This window comes from Providencia sp. PROV223 (assembly GCF_028479245.1).
Lineage (GTDB): Bacteria > Pseudomonadota > Gammaproteobacteria > Enterobacterales > Enterobacteriaceae > Providencia > Providencia rettgeri.
In genome coordinates, this window is sequence record NZ_JAMPNG010000019.1 from 1 (window position 1) to 20,770 (window position 20,770).

Here is a 20,770-nt window from a genome sequence, read left to right on the forward strand (position 1 = left end):
GCTCTCTTGCCGCCTAGCTGCAACACGAACTATTTAGGGGAAATCAGGGGAATAATTAAAATGGATTATTTCGCTTCCGTTTTTTGTTGGCTGCGCTCGCGCACCCTAGTTACATAGTTATGTATGTTCTTAGGGTAAAAACAAACGGGAAAATAATCAGCGCAAAAACAGAGTGAGTTAATTTTTGCACTGGTAATATTGAAATCTAATCAATCGATTAGAGACCGTTAAAAATCCGGTGGGCAGGTAAAATGCATTGGTGTGCCATATTCAGGATGAGTGATGTATAATTCCTGTGCATGTAATTGTAAGCGAGGGGCGAGCGCTTTGGCTTCATCGTGAGCATAGAAACGGTCGCCTAATATTGGGTGGCCTAAAGCTAACATATGGACTCTCAGTTGGTGAGAACGACCCGTAATAGGTGAAAGCTTCACGCGTGTCGCTTGTTCTTCGTATTGTAATACTTGGTATTCAGTTTGTGCCGATTTCCCTGTTTCGAAACACACCTTTTGCTTAGGGCGGTTTGGCCAATCGCAAATTAGCGGCAAATCAATCAAGCCTTTTTCTTTTTCTAAATGTCCCCAGACACGAGCAATATAGAATTTTTTGGGCTCACGCTCCCTAAATTGGCGTTTGAGCTCACGCTCAGCCTTTTTGTGCAGTGCCACAACCATGACGCCACTGGTTGCCATATCTAAGCGATGTACGGATTCAGCAGCAGGAAAATCACGTTGAATACGGCTCATAATGCTATCGTGGTGCTCAGGGGCTTTTCCGGGAACAGAAAGTAGTTCGCTTGGCTTGTTGACGACAATGATATGGTCGTCTTGATAGAGGATGTGGAGCCAAGGTTCTAGCGGTGGATTGTACGGTATCATTCAATTACCCGTCATACTTCAAGTTGTAGGGGTGTTAGCTTCACTCAGCTACTCGGGTCACGTACTTATGTATGCTCCCCAAGATATCTTCGTTTGCTGCCTACCTACAACTCGAATTACTTAGGGTAACCCTATTTTTATTACGCAAAAGTACGAAATAAAATAATTAGTTCGAGTTGTAGATTTTAAATTAATTATCAAACCATATAGAACAATATGGTTTGATTATCATAGTTTACTGATGAGTCACCACAACTAAGCGAATGGCATCTAGGCGCCATGTGGCTTGGTCGATATTGGTCATCAGTTGCTGGCGCTCTTCTTCAATAATATCAAGCTCTTCATCACGGATGTTTGGGTTGACCGCTTTGAGTGCTTCTAAACGAGAAAGCTCCAACGTCAGCGCTTTATCAGCCGCTTCTTTTGCATTTTCTATCAATGCTTTGGCTTCTTTTTCGATCATCGGCTCAGATAAGCGTAATACCGAATGAACCTCATTTTGTACTGCATTTACCAGTTTGCTCGCCATATGGCGGTTAATGGCATTTAATTGGCGGTTAAAACTTTCAAACTCAACTTGAGATGATAAGTTATTACCTTTTAAATCAATTAATAAGCGTACCGGGGTTGCTGGTAAGAACCGGCTGATTTGCAGGTTCTTAGGCGCTTGAGCTTCCACAACGTAAATGAGTTCAGTCAATAAGGTGCCAACAGGCAGCGCTTTGTTTTTCAGTAAAGAAACCGCACAACTGCCTGTATCGCCAGATAACACTAAATCTAAACCATTACGAATAATAGGGTGTTCCCAGCTGATAAATTGCGTATCTTCACGGGAAAGCGCTTGCTCTCTATCAAACGTGATGGTGCAGCCATCTTGAGGAAGTCCTGGGAAATCAGGTACTAACATATGGTCAGATGGCGTTAGGATAATTAAGTTATCACTTTTGTCTTCTTGATTAATGCCAACGATATCAAAAAGATTGAGCGCAAAGTTAACCAATTCAGTATCGTTATCGCCTTCGCTAATTTCTTCAGCTAACTGATTACCTGACTCGCCACCGTTTGAATGCATTTCAAGTAAGCGGTCACGGCCTTGTTCTAATTGCAATTTTAAGCTGTCATGCTCTGCGCGGCAGGTTTTAATAAAATCATCAAAACCTTCAGTGACTGTCGGTTCAGCCATAAATTGCAGCAATGGTTGGTAGTATTTATCGTAGATAGCTCGGCCTGTTGGGCAGGTATGTTCAAAGGCATCTAAGCCTTCGTGATACCAACGGATCAATACAGATTGAGCGGTATTTTCTAAATAAGGCACATGAATGCTGATATCACGGCTTTGGCCAATACGGTCTAAACGGCCGATGCGCTGCTCAAGTAAGTCTGGATTAAACGGCAGATCGAACATCACCAACTGGTTAGCAAATTGGAAGTTACGCCCTTCAGAGCCGATTTCAGAACACAATAGCACCTGTGCCCCTTCTTCTTGAGAAGCGAAATAGGCAGCTGCTCGGTCACGCTCTAATAGTGATAACCCCTCATGAAACACGGCAGCACGAATCGCTTCGCGTTCGCGTAACACTTGCTCCAATTGTAGTGCGGTTGCGGCTTTCGCGCAGATTACTAACACTTTTTCATGGCGGTTTGCGGTCAAAAAGCCCATTAACCATTCAACACGTGGGTCAAAGTTCCACCAAGTGGCATTTTCACCTTCAAACTCTTGGTAAATTTGCTCAGGGTAGAGCATTTCTTTTGCACGTGTTTCAACGTCTTTTTTACTGCCCATAATACCTGCCACTTTAATTGCAGTTTGGTATTGGGTGGGCAATGGCATTTTTAGTGAATGCAACTCACGGCGAGGGAAACCTTTGACACCATTACGGGTATTTCTGAACAACAGTCGGCTGGTACCATGGCGATCCATTAACATGTTGATCAGTTCTTGGCGTGCGGCATTGCCGTCTTCACTTTCAAGGTTTGCAGCCTTTAATAGTGGTTCGATATCTTGTTCTTTGATTAGCTCATTAAGCAAATTTTGCTGGTCATTAGTTAGTTTATCACCTGACAGCAACAGCGAAACCGCATCAGCAACAGGGCGGTAGTTTTCTTGCTCAGCAATAAACTCCTGGTAATCATGGAAGCGGCTAGGGTCAAGTAAACGCAGGCGAGCGAAGTGACTTTCTTGGCCTAGCTGTTCCGGTGTTGCCGTTAATAGCAAAATAGACGGAATATTTTCAGCTAATGTTTCAATAACTTGATATTCGCGGCTCGGGGCAGTTTCGCTCCACTGTAAGTGGTGAGCTTCATCGACAACCATCATATCCCAGCCCGCTTCAACTAATTGGTCAAAACGCTGCTTATTACGGCGGACAAAATCCAGTGAACACAGAACGAGTTGTTCTGTTTCAAATGGGTTATCGCTATCATGTTGTGCTTCACTGTAACGGCTATCATCAAACAAAGAAAAACGCAGATTAAAGCGGCGCAGCATCTCAACCAGCCATTGGTGTTGTAAGCTATCAGGAACGATAACTAAGACGCGCTCTGCACGGCCTGCCATTAATTGCTGGTGGATAATCATCCCCGCTTCAATGGTTTTACCTAAGCCCACTTCGTCAGCGAGTAATACGCGCGGATGGTGGCGTTTTCCCACTTCATTGGCAATATGTAATTGGTGTGGGATCAGGCTTGCACGAATACCGCGTAGGCCTGTCGCTTGGTGTTTGACTTGCTCACTTTGAAATTTGCGCGCACGAAAGCGTAAAGCAAAGCGATCCATACGGTCAATTTGCCCAGCAAATAGACGATCTTGCGGCTTATTGAATGTGAGCTTGCTGTCGAGGAACACCTCTCTAAGGCTCACACCGGTTTCTTGCGTATCTAAACGTGTGCCGATGTAAGTCAATAATCCTTTATCTTCTTCAATGCTTTCAACTTGAAGTTGCCAGCCTTCGTGGCTGGTAATGGTATCACCTTCATTAAACATCACTCGGGTAATAGGGGCATCGCTGCTAGAGTATAGGCGGTTTTCGCCACTGGCAGGGAAAAGCAACGTTACCATACGGGCATCAATTGCCACGACGGCACCTAATCCAAGTTCGCTTTCTGTATCGCTGATCCAGCGTTGACCAAGAGTAAATGGCATAGATTTAACTTAATTCCATAAAATTGAGAGTTTATTTTTTAGATTTTTTAAGACAATTTTTATCAGTGTCTTCGCTCAGTGTTGGTGTAACTCATTAATAGTTACACAAGGAAGAGTTCGAATTATTTTAAAAATAGTCGTTACCTGATGATTAATTATACACATTTAATCATTCAAATTGCAGCAAAGTGAGCACTAAGGCGTTTGCTGGGCTTGTGGCCGAGACAATGAGTCAGTCTATTTGAATTATAATGAGTATTGTTGATTATCACGCATAATTTGTGTAGCCAGACGTGCGAGACACCAAAGGGGCGATATATTAATTCAACCGAAGGCTATCGTCACCTGTTAAAAAAACATCAAAGGTAGAATAAATTTTAAAACAAAAGGGTAATTTGCCCAGTTAGCAGGGTATCAAAGTCATCCTGTAAGAAAGGCAAGATAGCATCTGCTATCGGTTTGATTTGTTTGGATATATAATGTTCGTAATCCGGTTTTGCCGTGATGATTTCCAATGGTTCAGGCCCCGCCTGAGTAATAATATAGTTTATCCAACCGCCATTTTGGTACTGCAAAGGGCGCTGTAATTTTAAATTATAGTCATCAGCAGTACGAGCGGCTCGAACATGCGGAGGAACATTTTTTTGGTAATCAGTCAATTTTCGGCGCAGACGCTTACGATAAACTAAACGGTCATCATATTGGCCCGAACGAATATTTTGGACATACTCACGAATATATTCACGGTAAGGTTGGTGATAAAAAATACGGGTATAGAGCTCTTTTTGGAATATTTGAGCTAATGGTGTCCAGTCTGAACGAATGGTTTCCAGCCCTCTAAATACCATGGTGTCTTTACTCAACCCCGCATAGCGTTTTTTGCTTCCCATTTCGGCACCACGTACCGTGGGCATCAAAAATCGGCGGTAATGGGTTTCATACTCGAGCTCTAAAACGCCTTCTAATTGCCATTCTTCTGCTAAATGTTTTTTCCACCAACTATTTACGTAATCACGTAAAGCAAAGCCAATTTTTTGCGCTTGTTCTTCATTGTGGGCATCACGTAACCATACAAACGTGGAGTCGGTATCTCCATAAATAACTTGGTAACCCTGTGACTCAATCAAGCGTTTGGTTGTACGCATAATTTCATGGCCACGCATGGTGATTGATGCGGTCAGTCTTGGGTCAAAAAAACGACATCCTTCAGCTCCTAATACTCCAGCAAATGCGTTCATAATAATTTTTAGCGCTTGGGATAGTGGCGCATTATGCTCTTTTTTGGCTTTATCCCGCTCTTGCCAGATATGGCTGACAATATCGGGTAAACAGTGGGTTGTGCGAGAAAACCAAGCTTGGCGAAAACCGGGAACCGAATGTGCAAGGTTAGGGTGTGCTAACCCGTCAATCATACCTGCAGGGTCGATGATAAAAGTTCTAATAATTGAAGGATATAGGCTTTTGTAGTCCAAAACTAATACGGAGTCATATAACCCGGGTTGGGAGTCCATGACAAAGCCCCCGGGGTTCAGTTGCATTTTTTGTTCTGTGAGGTTGGGTGCGACAAAGCCAAGTCGGTGTAAGCGGGGAATATAAAGGTGTGAGAATGCAGCTACAGAGCCCCCCATTTTATCAACAGCAAGACCTGTTACCGTTGAACGTTCCTGCAAGAAAGCCATTAAATCGGTTTTTTCAAAGATTCGATGGACTAAAATACAGTCCTGAATATTGTAGTGAGCTAAAGCAGGTTTATCGTGAGCGAAACGACGGTTGATCTCATCCATTCGGTCATAAGGGGTATCAATCGCTTTACCTTCACCAAGTAGCGCTTGGGCGACAGACTCTAAACTAAATGATGGAAAACTCCAGGTCGCTGCTTTTAATGCATCGATACCATCAATAATTAACCGGCCTTCAGCAGCGGCAAAAAAGACGCCTTGTTTAAATCCATGCTCTCGCCATTCCAGCTTTTTGCTTTGCCGGCCAAACAATAAGGGGATGCCATAACGCTCTGCATGTTTTTGTAATACTTGTAGGTCGAATTGGATTAGGTTCCAACCAATGATGGCATCAGGGTCGTATTGGTGAAGCCATTCATTGAGTTTATGAAGTAATTGCGGGCGGCTATTCACATAGATTAAGCGATGTTCAGCGCTCAATGCAGGCCCTTGTTCTGGCCCCAACATAAATACCACGTTGTCACCACAGGCAGACAGCCCTATAGAATAGAGTTCACCATGTTGGCTGGTTTCGATATCAAGGGAAACGGCCTTGACTAAGGGGCGGTAGCCTTCGCAAGGTTTTAGTTGAAACTCCCCTTGCTGATTTCGAGAAAACCAGACAGAGGCCGCGATAAAGCGTTCCATTAGATACCGTTCACTTGGGCGAATATCGGTTTCTAATAATTCAACACCCAATTCGTTGCAGTTTTTTTCAAGGTTCTGTAATTGTCGATATTGGTGGCAATAAATCGCATAGACCTTTTCACGTTTAAAATCAATTAATTCAAGAAGCCGATAGGTAATATTGGGTTGTTCATCTAATAGGTGTTTTACTCGAGGAAATTGAGATTCAGCTAAAAAACCAATCGCTTTTTGATATGGAACAGTGACCTTTTGTGGTTGGTTATCAGTGAGTAGCCAATAAGAGACCTCGACACCGTGACGGGTGTCTCTCCAGTGCCGGCTAAGAATAAAGCCTCTTTCCGCTGGGGCGATGAGTTGGGTCATTAGGCTACTCGCATAAAAATAGTTAGGATAAATATACGCGAATAGTGTGAATTTATACAGTGCTAATTATTAGAAACGGCTGTAATACTCAATAAAGCAGATGCTGCACTTTGCCCTTGTAATAGGCTTTGGGTATCGCCATCGTAAGCAATTTTGCCCTCTGCAATAACCAGTGTTCTCGGGGCAATTTGTAGGGCATCATCAACATTATGAGAAACCATTAACAGTGTGATTGATTTCTCCGCACAAATTTTCTTGAGTAATAGTAGCATTTCTCGGCGTAATGCAGGGTCGAGAGCAGAAAAGGGTTCATCGAGCAGTAAAATCGGTTGATTACGGATCATGCAGCGTGCTAATGCCGCACGTTGACGTTGTCCTCCCGACAGTTGCGCCGGTAACCTATCTAAACATTCACTCAGGCTGACACGACTCGCCATTTGCTCAACTTGCTGAATTTGCGTTTTATTGAGGCGCAAATTGGGTTGTAACCCAAGGCCAATATTTTGCCGGATCGTCAGGTGTGAAAATAAATTATTTTCTTGAAATAGCATAGAAACAGGGCGCTTAGCGGGTGGGCTAAAGGTATGGTCTTCGCCATTAAGCTCAATCGTACCATTATTGGGGAATTGAAAGCCGCTAATCAAACTTAATAGCGTACTTTTCCCTGCACCACTAGGCCCCATAACAGCAACAGATTCACCAGATTGAACAGAAAAATCAAACGACATTGTCAGGTTGTCGTATTGGTAATCTAGCTGAGTCAATTTAATCATGATGTTTTCCTGAAATACGTTCAATCAAGCTAAATAAGCAAAAACAAAGCAATAACAATAGCATGGCTGTCACAGCGCCATCGTTTGATCGGTAAGCCCCTATTTGCTGATAAAGATAATAAGGGAGCGTGCGGAAGTTATCATTGCCAAATAACGCGACGACACCAAAATCACCAATTGAGATAACACAGGCAAACGCAAGAGCTTGAGCGATTGGTTTGCGTAGTGCTTTCAGTTCAATAATTCGCAAACGATTAAAACCCGAAATATCGAGTGATTGGCATAACGGGTTATAGCGTTCAGCACTGTCTTGCATGGGGTTTTCTAATACTTTTAACGCATAAGGAATGGCCAACAAAGCGTTAGTCATGATAACTAATGGGTAAGGGGATTCAGGTAAGCCTATTGTTTCATTAAAAAAGATAAAAAAACCTGTCGCGAGGACGATACCCGGCATGGCTAAAATAATTAGCCCGCTAAGCTCTATGGCTTGCCCTAAACGAGCCGCTTGGCGTAAGCGCAATTCACGGCTGCTCCATAATAACATTAAGGTCAGTGCTACACAGACAGCACCAGCACACAGTGCAATAAACACTGAGGTTGCCGTGGCTTGCCATAAGGCGGGTTGCTGCAATACCGCCCAAAGTTGCCCATTTAATCCATCGAAAATAACCGCGAACAGCGGGGGGAGTAGTAATAGTATGGCAGCGGCGATGAGCAAAAAATCACGAATGCGGCGAAACGTGTTATCAGCAGGATCAACCCATTGGGACTGATGACTAAAACCAACAGAAAATACACTATTTACTCTGTGGCAGATAAACATCAAACCGACACAGAAGAAGAGTTGAATTAATGCTAAAATAGTGGCTCGCCCTAAATCAAAATCATAATTAAGTGCTTGGTAAATAGCTAATTCGATGGTCGTAGCTGCTGGGCCACCCCCCAACGCGAGAACAGTCGCAAAGCTGGCAAAGCACAGCATAAAAATTAACGCAGCAGTGGGTAATATTTGTCTCCGTAAATAAGGCCATTCTAAAATGGTAAATTGCTGCCACTCATTAAACCTCAGCTGTGCTGCAATTTGCCGTTGCTCAATAGCGATATTTTCTAAAGATTGTAATAGCATACGCGTTGCTAGCGGCATATTAAAGAAGACATGTGCTAGCAAAATCCCCTTTAGGCCATAAGGCGAAAAACTGTAATTAAGCCCCAATAATTGGCACAGTTTAGCCAGCCAACCCGTTTGCCCGTAAACCGATAAAATACCAAATACGGCAACTAACACAGGAAGAACCAACGTCATTGCACATAAGCGTAAAAATAGAGTTCGCCCAAAAAAACGACGGCGATGCAATGCTCTGGCGAGAAAAATAGCAGGGACTACAGAAAAAATAGCGGATAAAAAAGCCTGCCAAAAGGTAAAACCAATCACATGCCACAAATAGCTATCGCTGATAATATCAGCCATTGAAATTTCAGGCGCAAAAAACCACAGAGCACCAAAACTAATGAGTGCAACGGTAATCAGTAATCCGGAGGCCAACGCCCCCGGTAGTAGAGATAAATTAATTAGCGACTGACGGCGGTTTGCCATAAACGAGTCCAATTTTGGCGTTCTTTGGCCACTTCTTGAGAACTAAATTGTAAGGCTTTTTCAGGTAGAGGTAACTGGTTATAGACCTCTGGCAATGGAATATCAATGACCGGATACATCCAGTTGGTTGTTGGTAAAGTATTTTGGAATTCAGGGGTTAAGACAAACTGTAAAAATTGTTTTGCCAATTCAGGCTCTGGACTGTTTTTTAACCTTGCAGCCACTTCAACTTGCATATAGTGCCCTTCATTAAATAAGGTGGCAGCATAGTTATCTTTTTGGTCATTGAGCATTTGATAGCCCGGCGACGAGGTATAACTGAGTACAAAATCACCTTCTCCTTTTAAGAACAGGCCATAAGCTTCACTCCAACCTTTTGTTACGGTAAGCGTTTTGCCTGCCATTTTTTGCCATGCATCAGCAGATTTGTCGCCATACAGCTTTTCAATCCACAGCATCAAGCCAAGTCCAGGGGTACTGGTTCGAGGGTCTTGGTAAATAATTTTCCAATTATTTTCACTATTTAATAATGCATCCATGCTGGCTGGTGGTTGTTTAATTTTATTAGTGTCATATATAAATGCGAAGTAACCATAGTCATAAGGAATGAAAGTTGAGCTATCCCATGAAATAGGGAGTTTTAATGCGCTGGTATTAATGTCAGCAGGGGCAAACAGGCCTGTTTTTTCAGCAGAATCTAATAAATTATTATCTAATCCTAAAATTACATCTGCTTTACTTTTTTTTCCTTCCATTCTGAGTCTGTTTAGCAGAGCTACGCCATCCCCCAGTGCGACTATTTTTAATTCACAATCGCACTGCGCTTCGAAATTCTTTTTAATTTGTGGGCCCGGTCCCCATTCTGCTGCAAAGGAATCGTAGGTATAAACAGTAAGCGTTGGTTTATCAGCCCATGCCAATTGACTTAAACTGAGTGCACTAAAGGTAAGAATAGATGCTATAATTTTGTTTTTAAACATGCTTTTTCCTGCGCTAAAAGATAGTGACACAGGATTTGAGGAGGAACCGGTGCAGATATGCAGGCGGTGGCTCAAATCCCTACGCCGGTATTAACCGGATCAGGTTCTACGGGTTAATTCTCAGCCTAAATAAATTCGGCACCCCGTTGAGATGTTCACTATTGTAGTGGCTTCAGGCATATCTGCAAACTGTATTGATATAGGTTTACCAGTTTAGGTATGTGTGAAACAATTAGGCATCTTTCAAATTTGGTTATTGAGGTAGTCTGTGATTGATGATGATGGCTACCGCCCGAATGTAGGAATTGTAATTTGTAATCGGCAAGGGCAAGTTTTATGGGCCCGCCGCTATGGTCAGCACTCATGGCAATTTCCTCAAGGAGGCATCAATCCTGGGGAATCGCCGGAACAGGCGATGTATCGTGAGCTATACGAAGAAGTCGGGCTACAGCGTAAAGATGTCAGGTTATTGGCATCTACCCGTAATTGGTTACGTTACAAATTACCCAAGCGTTTGGTGCGTTGGGATACAAAACCTGTTTGTATTGGGCAGAAACAGCGTTGGTTTTTACTCCAACTTCAATGTAATGATGCCGATATAAACGTGCAGCGCAGTAAATCGCCAGAATTTGATGGCTGGCGATGGGTCAGTTATTGGTATCCTGTTAGGCAGGTCGTTTCTTTTAAACGTGAAGTTTATCGGCGTGTCATGAAAGAATTCGCCCCCGTAGTAATGCCTTTACAGGAACAAAAATTACCACAACGACCCACTTTTAATAACCGTAGGCGTGGAGCAAAGTAGCCTATGTTGATGCGTTTACGTGAAATTGTCGAAAAAGTTGCAATGGCGACAAGTTTGACTGATGCGCTAGAAGTGTTGGTGAATGAGACTTGCAAAGCAATGAGAACAGATGTTTGTTCCATTTATTTAGCCGATCACCTTCGCCAATGCTATTACTTAATGGCAACCCGCGGGTTAAAAAAACCTAGCGGGATTGCTATTCGTCTAGGTTTTGATGAAGGTGTCGTAGGGGCTGTAGGGCGCCAGTCTGAGATGCTCAATCTAGCCGATATTCGTGAACACCCTCAGTATAAATTCCTGCCTCAGCTTAAAGAAGAACGCTTGAGAGCTTTCTTAGGTGTTCCCGTGGTCTATCGTCGCCAATTATTAGGCGTGCTGGTGGTACAGCAGCGGGAAAAGCGGTTGTTTAATGAAACCGAAGAATCTTTCATGGTCACATTGTCAATGCAACTGGCTGTGATTTTGTCACAAGCGCAAGCGAAAGGTATTTTTGGGCAATATCGGCAAAATAGAATTAAAGCGATTCCGGTATCACAGGGAATTGCAATGGCTTATGGGTGGCAAGATAGCTCCCAACCTTCTTTAGATAGTATTTTCCAAGCGAGTGCTATTGATATCGATAAAGAAAAACAACGCCTTGTCGCCGCTCTTGAAAGTGCCACAGCAGAATGTCGTCGTATTAGTAAGCGTTTTATGGCTAGCTCAGCAAAAGAAAGTGCTGCGATTTTTGATCTCTATAATCATCTACTTAGTGACCCTCAACTAAAAAAACACCTGTTTGCCGCTATTAATGACAATGCAACCGCTGAATGGGCGGTTAAAACGGTTATTGAAAATTATGTGGAGCAGTTTTCTCGCCTACGTGACCTTTATCTAAGGGAAAGAGGGGCAGACTTAAAAGCATTAGGTCAACGCTTATTGTTTCATCTTGATGATTCACTTACCGCAAATGAACAATGGCCAGAAAGCTTTATTTTAGTTGCTGATGAGCTAAGTGCTAGCGTGTTGGCTGAGTTGCCTATTGAACAACTTGCCGGTGTGGTCGTGCGTGACGGAGCAACACATTCTCATTCTGCGATTTTAATCAGAGCCATGGGGATCCCTGCAATTATGGGGGCTGATATTGAGCCTTCGTTATTACATAACCGCCATTTAATATTGGATGGGTACCGTGGTGAGGTCTTTATTGAACCTGAAAATTTAATTGTTCAGGAATATCAGCAAATTATTGAAGAAGAAAATGCCATTAGCCGCTTAGCTGAAGGGACTCTTGAGCAAGATGCAATACTTAAAGATGGCGAAAAAGTTCACATTTACCTTAATGCAGGTTTAAGTCCGCGTTACGAGCAACAAATTAACACTGGGGTTGATGGTGTTGGTTTGTATCGTACTGAGCTGCCTTTTATGCTGCACAATGGTTTTCCCTCGGAAGATGAGCAGAAACAGCTCTATAAGGAAGTTTTGCAACTTTTTCCTACCAAACTGGTTGTGCTAAGAACTCTTGATATAGGGGCAGATAAACAGCTGCCTTATATGCCAATTAGCGAAGAAAACCCAAGCTTAGGTTGGCGTGGTATTCGTATTATGTTGGACCAGCCCGAGATCTTTTTGATTCAGCTAAGGGCTATGTTACGGGCGAATACGCTTTCGGGTAATTTACGTATTTTATTACCGATGGTGACAAGTGTTAATGAGATAGACGAAGCAATTTTGCTGGTTAAAAGAGCAAGAGAAGAAGTGAGTGTTTTATTAAAAATGCCAGTTGAGATGCCTCAAATTGGTATTATGCTTGAAGTTCCTTCTTTACTGTTTTTACTACCTGAAATTAAAAAACGTGTTGATTTTATCTCTATCGGGACTAATGACTTTACACAATATTTACTTGCTGTTGACCGTAATAACACCCATGTAGCAGCGCTATATGATAATCTTCATCCCTCAGTTGTGCGCTTTTTAGCAAAGGTAAGTGAAGAGTGCCAACGCCTGGAACTCCCTGTAAGCGTTTGTGGGGAAATGGCAGGTCAACCACTTAGCGCAATGGTATTAATTGCACTTGGGTATCGCTCTTTAAGTATGAGTGGGCGTTGCGTTCCTCGCATGAAATATTTAATCCGCCAGCTTGACCCTGCTTTGATGTCACAGTTAGTACCGAAGTTATTGGCTGCAGAAACTTGTGATAGCGTTAGGCAAGAAGCCAGTGAGTTTATGGAACAGCACCGTTTAGGTGGTTTTGTGCGTGGTGGAATTTAATTTACAACAAGATGTAAGCATCTAATTTGGTTAAGGCCTAAAAATATCAAGTATAAATGATGATACTTTTTGTTGTATGCTTCAGGGTGCTTCACAAATTGAAGCCTGTTGAATACGTAATAGTCGACGAGTAGTTGGCTTAATGATTAAAAAGTGGGGAACAATGAGTAACAACTACTTAGCATTTCCGGAAATAGATCCTGTTATGTTTTCGATTGGGCCAGTGTCGTTACACTGGTATGGTTTTATGTACCTTGTTGGTTTTGTTTTTGCCCTTTGGCTTGCAGGGCGTCGTGCCGCAAAACCAAATAGTGGCTGGACAAAAAATGAAGTCGAAAACTTGTTATATGTTGGCTTTGTTGGCGTATTTGTTGGTGGTCGGCTAGGTTACGTTTTCTTCTATAATCTTCCTGTTTTTCTTGATGATCCTCTATACCTCTTTAAGGTTTGGGATGGCGGTATGTCCTTCCATGGGGGCTTAATCGGTGTGATATGTGCCATGATGTGGTTTGCTCATCGTACTCGCCGTCGTTTCCTGCAAGTTTCTGACTTTGTTGCACCATTAATTCCATTTGGTTTAGGCATGGGGCGTATTGGGAACTTTATTAATGGGGAGCTATGGGGACGAGTTACACTTGATACGCCATGGGCATTTTTATTTCCACATTCACGCAGTGAAGATATTCAGCTTGCCGCCCAAGACCCTTCGTTACTACCCATATTAGAGCAGTATGGTGTGCTACCAAGACATCCATCACAACTTTATGAAATGTTCTTAGAGGGAATTGTTCTGTTTCTCATCTTGAACTTATTTGTGCGTAAGCCCCGCCCTATGGGGAGTGTTTCTGGGCTATTCTTGATTGGTTATGGTGCATTTAGGATTATCGTTGAATTCTTTAGGCAACCGGACGCACAGCTTGGTTTATTTGGTGGTATTAGTATGGGGCAAATTCTATCAATCCCAATGATTATTATTGGCATTCTAATGATTGTCTGGGCTTATAAATATGGTAAGAATGTGCCGGCTCATAAGCCACTAAAAGAGACTAAAAAGAGTTAATTAGTCCATTTATTGGGGCTAACTTAGTCTGTTGAGTATAACTATTTTGTAAATAAAACAATGAAATACAATAAGGCGAAGGTTAGCCACTTAAGTTATTTTTGAAAAAGAGAGTCACTATGAAGCCGTATCTTGATTTATGCCAGCGTATTATTGATGAGGGTCAATGGGTTGAAAACAAACGTACAGGTGTTCGTTGTTTAACCGTTATTAACGCTGACCTTGAATATGATGTTGGTAATAATCAATTCCCCTTGATTACGACTCGTAAAAGTTTCTATAAAGCGGCGATAGCTGAACTTCTCGGTTATCTCCGTGGCTATGACAATGCAGCTCAATTTCGTGAAATTGGTTGTAATACTTGGAATGCAAATGCAAACGAAAACCAAGCATGGCTGAATAATCCCCATCGCAAAGGTGAAGACGATATGGGGCGCGTATATGGTGTTCAAGGGCGCTCATGGCAACGCCCAGATGGAACACATTTAGATCAGCTGAAAAAAGTCATCAATAACTTAAAGAATGGTATTGATGACCGTGCGGAAATTATCACTTTCTATAACCCTGGTGAATTTGAAATGGGCTGCTTGCGTCCTTGCATGCATACTCATACTTTTTCACTATTAGGTGATACGCTACATTTAACATCTTACCAGCGTAGCTGTGATGTACCTCTTGGTTTAAATTTCAACCAAGTACAATGTTTTGTTTTACTCGCTCTAATGGCTCGTATTACAGGACATAAAGGAGGTAAGGCTTATCATAAAATTGTGAATGCACATATCTATGAAAACCAATTACCTTTAATGCGTGATGTCCAACTAAAACGTGAGCCTTTTGCTTCTCCGTCATTGATTATTAACCCCAAAATTCAGTCATTAGAAGATCTCGAAACATGGGTAACTTCAGATGATTTTATCCTTGAAGGGTACCAGTGCCATGAGGCTATCAAATATCCATTTACTGTTTGATTAGTGAATAAATTTTTAACTAAGATGGTTTTATCAAAAACCATCTTAGTATTGTTTTTTAATATCTTATTAATTTTCCTCCTTTATCAATCTCATCATCCTTGACGAAATTTATCTTGGCTCATAAGCCATTTACTTTCGTGTATTTATTTTGACTGAACTATTTCTTTGCGAGGCTCTTCGCAAATTGAGTTGTATTGCTCTGAATCTATCTATTTTTTTGCGAAACGTTATGCAGTTTGTAATCACAAAACTCGCTATACCGTTTTTTTTGGGCAATCTCAGGCTTGTGTATGAAAAAGTGGAGTCACAACAAGATGAGAGTTGATTCAAATACAATACAGCGTGGTTTCACCTTAATTGAAATTCTTATTGTTTTATTTATTTGCTCTTTCATTATGTTGTCCGGTTTATATCAATGGCAACAGCAGGTAGAAAGACAACGGTTAATCGATGCTGCTAGGCAAGTATCTGAGTTTATTTATAGCCAAATGATAGAAGGGGTCTATTTAAATAGGTACCAAATATTATCGGTTAAGGTTGGGAAAGGTGATTGGCAGCTTATTGTTAAGGATGCAAATAACAAGCAGCAAGTTGGCAAGCTAACAGCAGAAAGGCACCAAGGAATAACTCTTAGCAAAGCAAGCCGTACTTCAATCCAGCTTTATGGAAAACAGGGAACTATTCGTGCTTTTAGCATAGAGCTAAAAAATCAACATGAGCAAATCACAATTTATATTTCTTCATTAGGTCGTATAAGAAGTTGTAGCCATAAAAAAATGGCCGGAGTACCGAAATGTTGACCCTCTTAACTAACGATAAATTAAAAAAGCAGCAAGGATTTACGCTAATTGAAATGTTGATGGCAATGGCTATCAGTAGCATTGTGTGTGTATTAGCGATGAGCGCTATTCCCACATTATTTAAACAAACTTATCGGTCTTACATTCAATATCAAATAGACAGGGATATAAGACAAACATTGATAAACATGGAAAAAGATTTTAGAAGGATTGGTTATTGCAGTAGCCTGAATTGTGGAAAGGAGCCTTTAAAAATTGCATCTAAGGCTTTAAGCCAAGGGAACAATTCATGCATTATTTTTGCTTATGACCAAGATTTATCAGGTAACTGGGAAAATATTAAATCTAAATCGATAGATTCTGATTATTTCGGTTATCGCTTAAATAATGAAAAATTAGAAACCAATAGGAATGTCAGGGATTGCAATGGAATACGTTGGCAATCGCTATTTGATGAGAAGCTAATCAAGGTTAAAAAATTAGTATTTAATTGGCGGGAAAATGTGCAATTACTTGAAATGGAAATTAGCCTTAGAACAGAGTTATTACCTAATCAAACATTTAATTACCGAATAGCGGCCTTGGTTAGAAATTTATGAAGCGTATAGAGCAACAACAGGGAAATGTTTCTCTATTGATGGTTATTATTTTTATCACAATAGGCACATTATTGATTAAATCTGTGCATTTCTTCCAAGAACGAGCTAGAGATGAGCAGCGTAATGAAATTAAGTATTTCGATGCTTTTAATAAAGCAGAATCAGCCCTTGCATGGGGAGGAACATTGCATTGGGATAGTAAACATAGAGAACTAAGGCATTGGGTTTGCCAGAAAGAGGAAACTCAACAATGGAAAAGTTGCTTAAAACATTACAAAGGGGCGACTTTCGTACTTTCGGGACAAAGTCATTACCGCTCTGAAAATGAAATTAAAGTTTACCGGTGGATGGTATTGGATGTAAATAAACGACAGTTTTTTCCTCGTGAAAAAGGGTGGTTAGATTATTGTCCAGTGATTAAAAAAGGGTTTTGCGAGTGAGAATAAAGCAGCAAGGGTTTGCATTAGTTGAAGCGATGATTGGCGTGGTTATTTTTGCTATTTCACTGGTAGCTTTGGTAAACTATTCTCAATATATCATATTGAATTTTAATCAATTGTATATGAATTCTTCGGCAATTAGAGTGCTGCATAGCACATTAGAAAAAAGCGTAATGTCAGGGAAACCAATATCAGGGGAGAAAAATTCTTCCATAGGGCCAAATTTGCGTTACCCTGAATGGAAAATGCAAACAGTTCGCATACCACGGGTCGATAACTGTACTGAGTTAATGGTATCGTTAACGGTAAAAAAACAGCCATTTTCATTGAGTCGTTGGTATTGCTCAACAGGAGAGCATCATGTTTCAAGTGTATCATTCTAATCAATTAGATTTATTAAAAGATCTAATGACTCATTTAATGAAAAATGAACCACTTTCTCATCCTTTTGAGCAAGAAATAATTTTAGTACAAAGTCCTGGAATGTCACAGTGGCTACAAATCGAACTTGCTAAGCAGTTTGGTATCGCTGCAAATATTAATTATCCCTTACCTGCAACATTTATTTGGGATATGTTTAGGCGGGTCTTACCGAAGATTCCAAAAGAAAGCGCTTATACCAAACAAGCAATGACATGGAAATTAATGACAATATTGCCAACCGTCATTAACGAAGAAGAATTTGAACCTTTAAGGCATTATCTTCAAGAGGATACCGATAAACGTAAGCTGCATCAACTTGCAGGTAGGATTGCTGATTTATTTGACCAATATTTGGTATATCGCCCACAATGGGTTGAAATATGGCAAAAAAATGAATTAATAGAGGGGCTAAGTGAAAATCAATTGTGGCAAAAACGTTTGTGGCAATGCCTTGTTGATTATTCAAATGAATTAAAACAGCCGCCTTGGCACAGAGCTAATTTATATCAACATTTTATTGATACATTATCATCGAATCCTGATTTAGGAATAATGCTGCCAAAGCGTATTTTTATTTGCGGTATCTCATCTCTTCCACCTGTTTATTTACAAGCTATCAATGCAATAGCAGAACATACAGATGTTCATTTAATGTTCACTAACCCATGTCGTTATTATTGGGGAGACATTCAAAGTGCATCATTTTTAGCTAGGTTGCAGCAAAGGAAACTTCGGCATTATCTTGACAAACATGAAATTTCTCGTTTTAAACTTGAGGATCATACTCCTAATTTATTTAATGAAAATGGTGAGCAGGATATCGTAAATCCACTGCTTGCATCGTGGGGAAGGCTAGGACGAGACAACCTATACTTTATTTCTCAAATCGATAGTGCTAATGAAATTTCAGCTTATGTTGATACTGAACGAGCCAATTTATTAGAGAATATCCAGCAGGATATTTTAGATCTCGAAAACCATGCTCAATTAGGAACAACATTAGAAAATTATGAAACGAGTGTGGGTAAGCGGCCAATCAATGAGCTAGATGATTCGATAACATTCCATTTATGCCATAGTGCACAGCGGGAAGTCGAAGTATTACAAGATCATCTACTTTCTCTCTTTGAGCAAGACCCATCGTTAACCCCGCGTGATGTGATAGTCATGGTTGCCGATATCGACAGCTATGCTCCCTATATTCAGGCTGTTTTTGGTAATACAGCATCAGTTCGTTATATCCCTTTTTCAATATCCGATAGGAAAGCGCTACAGGCTCACCCTATTTTACAAGCATTTATTATGCTACTCGATTTACCTCAGAGCCGCTTTTCAACGGAGCAAGTTCTCAGTCTACTTGAGGTTTCTGCTTTTTCTCAACGTTTTGGTATTGATGAAAGTGAATTAAGTTTATTACGCCGCTGGATTAATGAATCAGGGATTCGCTGGGGGCTTGATGATGATAATGTACGCTCCTTCGCTTTGCCGGTGATAGGGCAAAATACATGGGAATTTGGCTTAAGTAGAATGTTGCTTGGCTATGCAATGGACAGTAGAAATGGCCCGTGGAATGGTATTTTACCTTACGATGAGTGTAGTGGCTTAGCGGCTCAGCTTGCCGGAAAATTAGCATTATTAATCAATACACTAAGAGAGTGGCGCGCTGTACTAGCACAGGAACGTCCACTTGCAGAATGGAAAGAACTTTGCCAGCAATTACTTGATAGCTGTTTTATGATTGATGGTGAAACTGAACTGGTTCTCGCACTATTGACGGAACAGTGGCATCAAATAATTGATAACGCGATAACTTCAGGATATGAAGAGCAAATTCCATTACGATTAATTCGTGATGAACTTTCAGTTCGTTTTGATGATGAAAAGATTAGCCAACGTTTCTTGGCTGGAGCCGTTAATTTTTGTACTTTGATGCCAATGCGCTCGGTGCCATTTAAGGTTGTGTGTTTACTGGGGATGAATGATGGTGCTTACCCTCGGAATATACCGCCTTTAGGGTTTGATTTGATGGCTGAAAAGCCTGTGCGTGGAGACCGAAAACGCAGGGACGATGATAGATATCTGTTTTTAGAAGCATTGAATTCAGCATCTAAACAACTTTATGTTAGCTATATCGGGCTTTCTATTCGCGATAATCAACCTTGTAATCCATCAGTATTAGTAACTGAATTAATTGATTATATATGCCAAAGCTTTTGTTTAGTTGGCGATGAAACGTTGACCATTGATGAAAGTGCTAAGCGGTTAAGCGAGCATCTGGTCATTCAACATAATAGAGTCCCATTTGCAAAAGAAAATTTTTTACCAGAAACACCTTTTCAGAGCTTCGCGAGCGAGTGGTTACCTGCCGCAAAAACAACAAATAAAGTTGATGAACCATTTTGTTCAGTACTTGAAACTCGTGAACCCATTACGGAAATTTCTTTAGAACAATTATTACGTTTTTATCGTCACCCGATTAGGGCATTTTTTCAACAACGTTTGAAAGTACATTTTTCTATTGAAGAAACTGAACTACCAGAAGAAGAGCCATTTAACTTAGGTAGATTACAACGATATAAAATTAATGATCAAATTTTAGATTTACTTGTCAAAGATAAGAATATTGAGCCTTTTTATTCTGCTTTAAAAGCATCGGGCCAGCTGCCTGCTAGGCAATTTGGTCAACTTTTTTGGGAACAGCAGTTGAACGAAATATCGCCATTAGCCGAAAAAGTTAAAGAATATGATATGCAGCTATTTGATTATCCGTTTGATTTTCAGTTAAATGGGATAAAAATCACAGGGTTACTGAAAAATATTCATGAAACAGGAATGGTACGCTATCGTCCTGCTTACTTAACCGCTAATGATGGGGTGCAGCTATGGGTGGAGCATTTGCTATTTAACTCACAAATTGGTGAAGGGGAAAGCCTTGCACTAGGAAGAGATAATAGTATTTGGCAGTTTTCCGCTATTAACAAAGAAGATGCATTGGTTTATCTACAAGATTTAGTCGTAGGCTACTGTGAGGGGTTTAATTCTCCGTTAATTCTTCTTTCTCAAAGTGGTTGGAGTTGGGTTAAGGCTTGTTTTGATAAAAAGACGAAACAGTACGATTTTTTGAGTGAAGAAACTCAGCAAAAAGCATTATCTGCTTTGCTCCAAAACTTACAAGGAAGTCAGATACAAAGAGGCGAGATGGAAGATGATTATGTGTCAAGAATTTGCAGAAGCATTGATGATGTGATGATTAAAACTTTATTATCAAATACTCAGCGGTTTTTATTACCGATGACAAAATACTTGAAATGACAGGAGAGCAC

15 protein-coding genes and 1 riboswitch are annotated in these 20,770 nt (G+C 40.9%); of the genes, 9 read left to right on the forward strand and 6 right to left on the reverse strand.

What is annotated here, in order from left to right; all coding sequences use genetic code 11:
- Positions 1 to 227 precede the first annotated feature (227 nt).
- The 6 genes from rluA to thiB all read right to left on the reverse strand — a co-directional run bounded on the left by rluA (position 228) and on the right by thiB (position 10,099).
- Positions 228 to 878, reverse strand: a complete 651-nt coding sequence (rluA, locus tag PR767_RS17495; protein WP_004908638.1) for a bifunctional tRNA pseudouridine(32) synthase/23S rRNA pseudouridine(746) synthase RluA — start codon at positions 876 to 878, stop codon at positions 228 to 230.
- 235 nt (positions 879 to 1,113) lie between these two features.
- Positions 1,114 to 4,020, reverse strand: coding sequence for an RNA polymerase-associated protein RapA (gene rapA, locus PR767_RS17500; RefSeq protein WP_110731769.1), 2,907 nt, complete (start codon positions 4,018 to 4,020; stop codon positions 1,114 to 1,116).
- A gap of 377 nt (positions 4,021 to 4,397) precedes the next feature.
- Positions 4,398 to 6,749 (reverse strand): DNA polymerase II, encoded by a 2,352-nt coding sequence (locus PR767_RS17505; RefSeq protein WP_272520689.1) that lies wholly within the window; start codon positions 6,747 to 6,749, stop codon positions 4,398 to 4,400.
- A 62-nt stretch (positions 6,750 to 6,811) separates the two neighbouring features.
- Entirely contained in the window at positions 6,812 to 7,522 is a 711-nt protein-coding gene (thiQ, locus tag PR767_RS17510) for a thiamine ABC transporter ATP-binding protein ThiQ (protein ID WP_272520690.1), read from the reverse strand.
- Positions 7,515 to 9,119, reverse strand: a complete 1,605-nt coding sequence (thiP, locus tag PR767_RS17515) for a thiamine/thiamine pyrophosphate ABC transporter permease ThiP (protein WP_272520691.1) — start codon at positions 9,117 to 9,119, stop codon at positions 7,515 to 7,517. The genes thiQ and thiP overlap by 8 nt, the downstream gene beginning before the upstream one ends.
- On the reverse strand, positions 9,095 to 10,099 hold the full coding sequence (thiB, locus tag PR767_RS17520; RefSeq protein ID WP_272520692.1) for a thiamine ABC transporter substrate binding subunit: 1,005 nt from the start codon (positions 10,097 to 10,099) through the stop codon (positions 9,095 to 9,097). The genes thiP and thiB overlap by 25 nt, the downstream gene beginning before the upstream one ends.
- A 58-nt stretch (positions 10,100 to 10,157) precedes the next feature.
- Positions 10,158 to 10,255, reverse strand: a riboswitch (TPP riboswitch).
- Between the two features lie 112 nt (positions 10,256 to 10,367).
- On the opposite strand from thiB, the gene rppH reads away from it, so the two are divergent.
- The 9 genes from rppH (at position 10,368) to recC (ending at position 20,759) form a co-directional block, all read left to right on the forward strand.
- On the forward strand, positions 10,368 to 10,901 hold the full coding sequence (rppH, locus tag PR767_RS17525; RefSeq protein WP_004908658.1) for an RNA pyrophosphohydrolase: 534 nt from the start codon (positions 10,368 to 10,370) through the stop codon (positions 10,899 to 10,901).
- A gap of 3 nt (positions 10,902 to 10,904) precedes the next feature.
- Complete coding sequence (gene ptsP / locus PR767_RS17530) at positions 10,905 to 13,151, forward strand: phosphoenolpyruvate--protein phosphotransferase (RefSeq protein ID WP_272520693.1); 2,247 nt, start codon at positions 10,905 to 10,907, stop codon at positions 13,149 to 13,151.
- Positions 13,152 to 13,314: 163 nt separating this feature from the next.
- Positions 13,315 to 14,211, forward strand: a complete 897-nt coding sequence (gene lgt, locus PR767_RS17535; protein WP_110731770.1) for a prolipoprotein diacylglyceryl transferase — start codon at positions 13,315 to 13,317, stop codon at positions 14,209 to 14,211.
- Positions 14,212 to 14,330: 119 nt separating this feature from the next.
- Positions 14,331 to 15,182: a thymidylate synthase gene (locus PR767_RS17540; protein WP_272520694.1), complete on the forward strand. Its 852-nt coding sequence runs from the start codon at positions 14,331 to 14,333 to the stop codon at positions 15,180 to 15,182.
- Between the two features lie 317 nt (positions 15,183 to 15,499).
- Entirely contained in the window at positions 15,500 to 15,985 is a 486-nt protein-coding gene (locus tag PR767_RS17545) for a prepilin-type N-terminal cleavage/methylation domain-containing protein (protein ID WP_004908669.1), read from the forward strand.
- Positions 15,979 to 16,584 carry a prepilin peptidase-dependent protein gene (locus PR767_RS17550; protein WP_272520695.1) on the forward strand — a complete coding sequence of 202 codons (606 nt, stop codon included), beginning with the start codon at positions 15,979 to 15,981 and terminating at the stop codon, positions 16,582 to 16,584. The genes PR767_RS17545 and PR767_RS17550 overlap by 7 nt, the downstream gene beginning before the upstream one ends.
- Positions 16,581 to 17,024 carry a DUF2509 family protein gene (locus PR767_RS17555; protein WP_004908674.1) on the forward strand — a complete coding sequence of 148 codons (444 nt, stop codon included), beginning with the start codon at positions 16,581 to 16,583 and terminating at the stop codon, positions 17,022 to 17,024. The genes PR767_RS17550 and PR767_RS17555 overlap by 4 nt, the downstream gene beginning before the upstream one ends.
- Positions 17,021 to 17,407, forward strand: coding sequence for a prepilin-type N-terminal cleavage/methylation domain-containing protein (locus PR767_RS17560; protein ID WP_004908676.1), 387 nt, complete (start codon positions 17,021 to 17,023; stop codon positions 17,405 to 17,407). Before PR767_RS17555 ends, PR767_RS17560 begins: the two co-directional genes overlap by 4 nt.
- Positions 17,385 to 20,759: an exodeoxyribonuclease V subunit gamma gene (recC, locus tag PR767_RS17565; protein ID WP_272520696.1), complete on the forward strand. Its 3,375-nt coding sequence runs from the start codon at positions 17,385 to 17,387 to the stop codon at positions 20,757 to 20,759. The genes PR767_RS17560 and recC overlap by 23 nt, the downstream gene beginning before the upstream one ends.
- Positions 20,760 to 20,770 lie beyond the last annotated feature (11 nt).

Coding starts and splice junctions, on each gene's coding strand:
- thiB (WP_272520692.1), bottom strand. CDS start 10,099: ATGTTTAAAAACAAAATTATAGCATCTATTCTTACCTTTAGTGCACTC.
- PR767_RS17505 (WP_272520689.1), bottom strand. CDS start 6,749: ATGACCCAACTCATCGCCCCAGCGGAAAGAGGCTTTATTCTTAGCCGG.
- lgt (WP_110731770.1), top strand. CDS start 13,315: ATGAGTAACAACTACTTAGCATTTCCGGAAATAGATCCTGTTATGTTT.
- rapA (WP_110731769.1), bottom strand. CDS start 4,020: ATGCCATTTACTCTTGGTCAACGCTGGATCAGCGATACAGAAAGCGAA.
- PR767_RS17550 (WP_272520695.1), top strand. CDS start 15,979: ATGTTGACCCTCTTAACTAACGATAAATTAAAAAAGCAGCAAGGATTT.
- ptsP (WP_272520693.1), top strand. CDS start 10,905: ATGTTGATGCGTTTACGTGAAATTGTCGAAAAAGTTGCAATGGCGACA.
- thiP (WP_272520691.1), bottom strand. CDS start 9,119: ATGGCAAACCGCCGTCAGTCGCTAATTAATTTATCTCTACTACCGGGG.
- PR767_RS17545 (WP_004908669.1), top strand. CDS start 15,500: ATGAGAGTTGATTCAAATACAATACAGCGTGGTTTCACCTTAATTGAA.
- PR767_RS17555 (WP_004908674.1), top strand. CDS start 16,581: ATGAAGCGTATAGAGCAACAACAGGGAAATGTTTCTCTATTGATGGTT.
- rluA (WP_004908638.1), bottom strand. CDS start 878: ATGATACCGTACAATCCACCGCTAGAACCTTGGCTCCACATCCTCTAT.
- PR767_RS17540 (WP_272520694.1), top strand. CDS start 14,331: ATGAAGCCGTATCTTGATTTATGCCAGCGTATTATTGATGAGGGTCAA.
- recC (WP_272520696.1), top strand. CDS start 17,385: ATGTTTCAAGTGTATCATTCTAATCAATTAGATTTATTAAAAGATCTA.
- thiQ (WP_272520690.1), bottom strand. CDS start 7,522: ATGATTAAATTGACTCAGCTAGATTACCAATACGACAACCTGACAATG.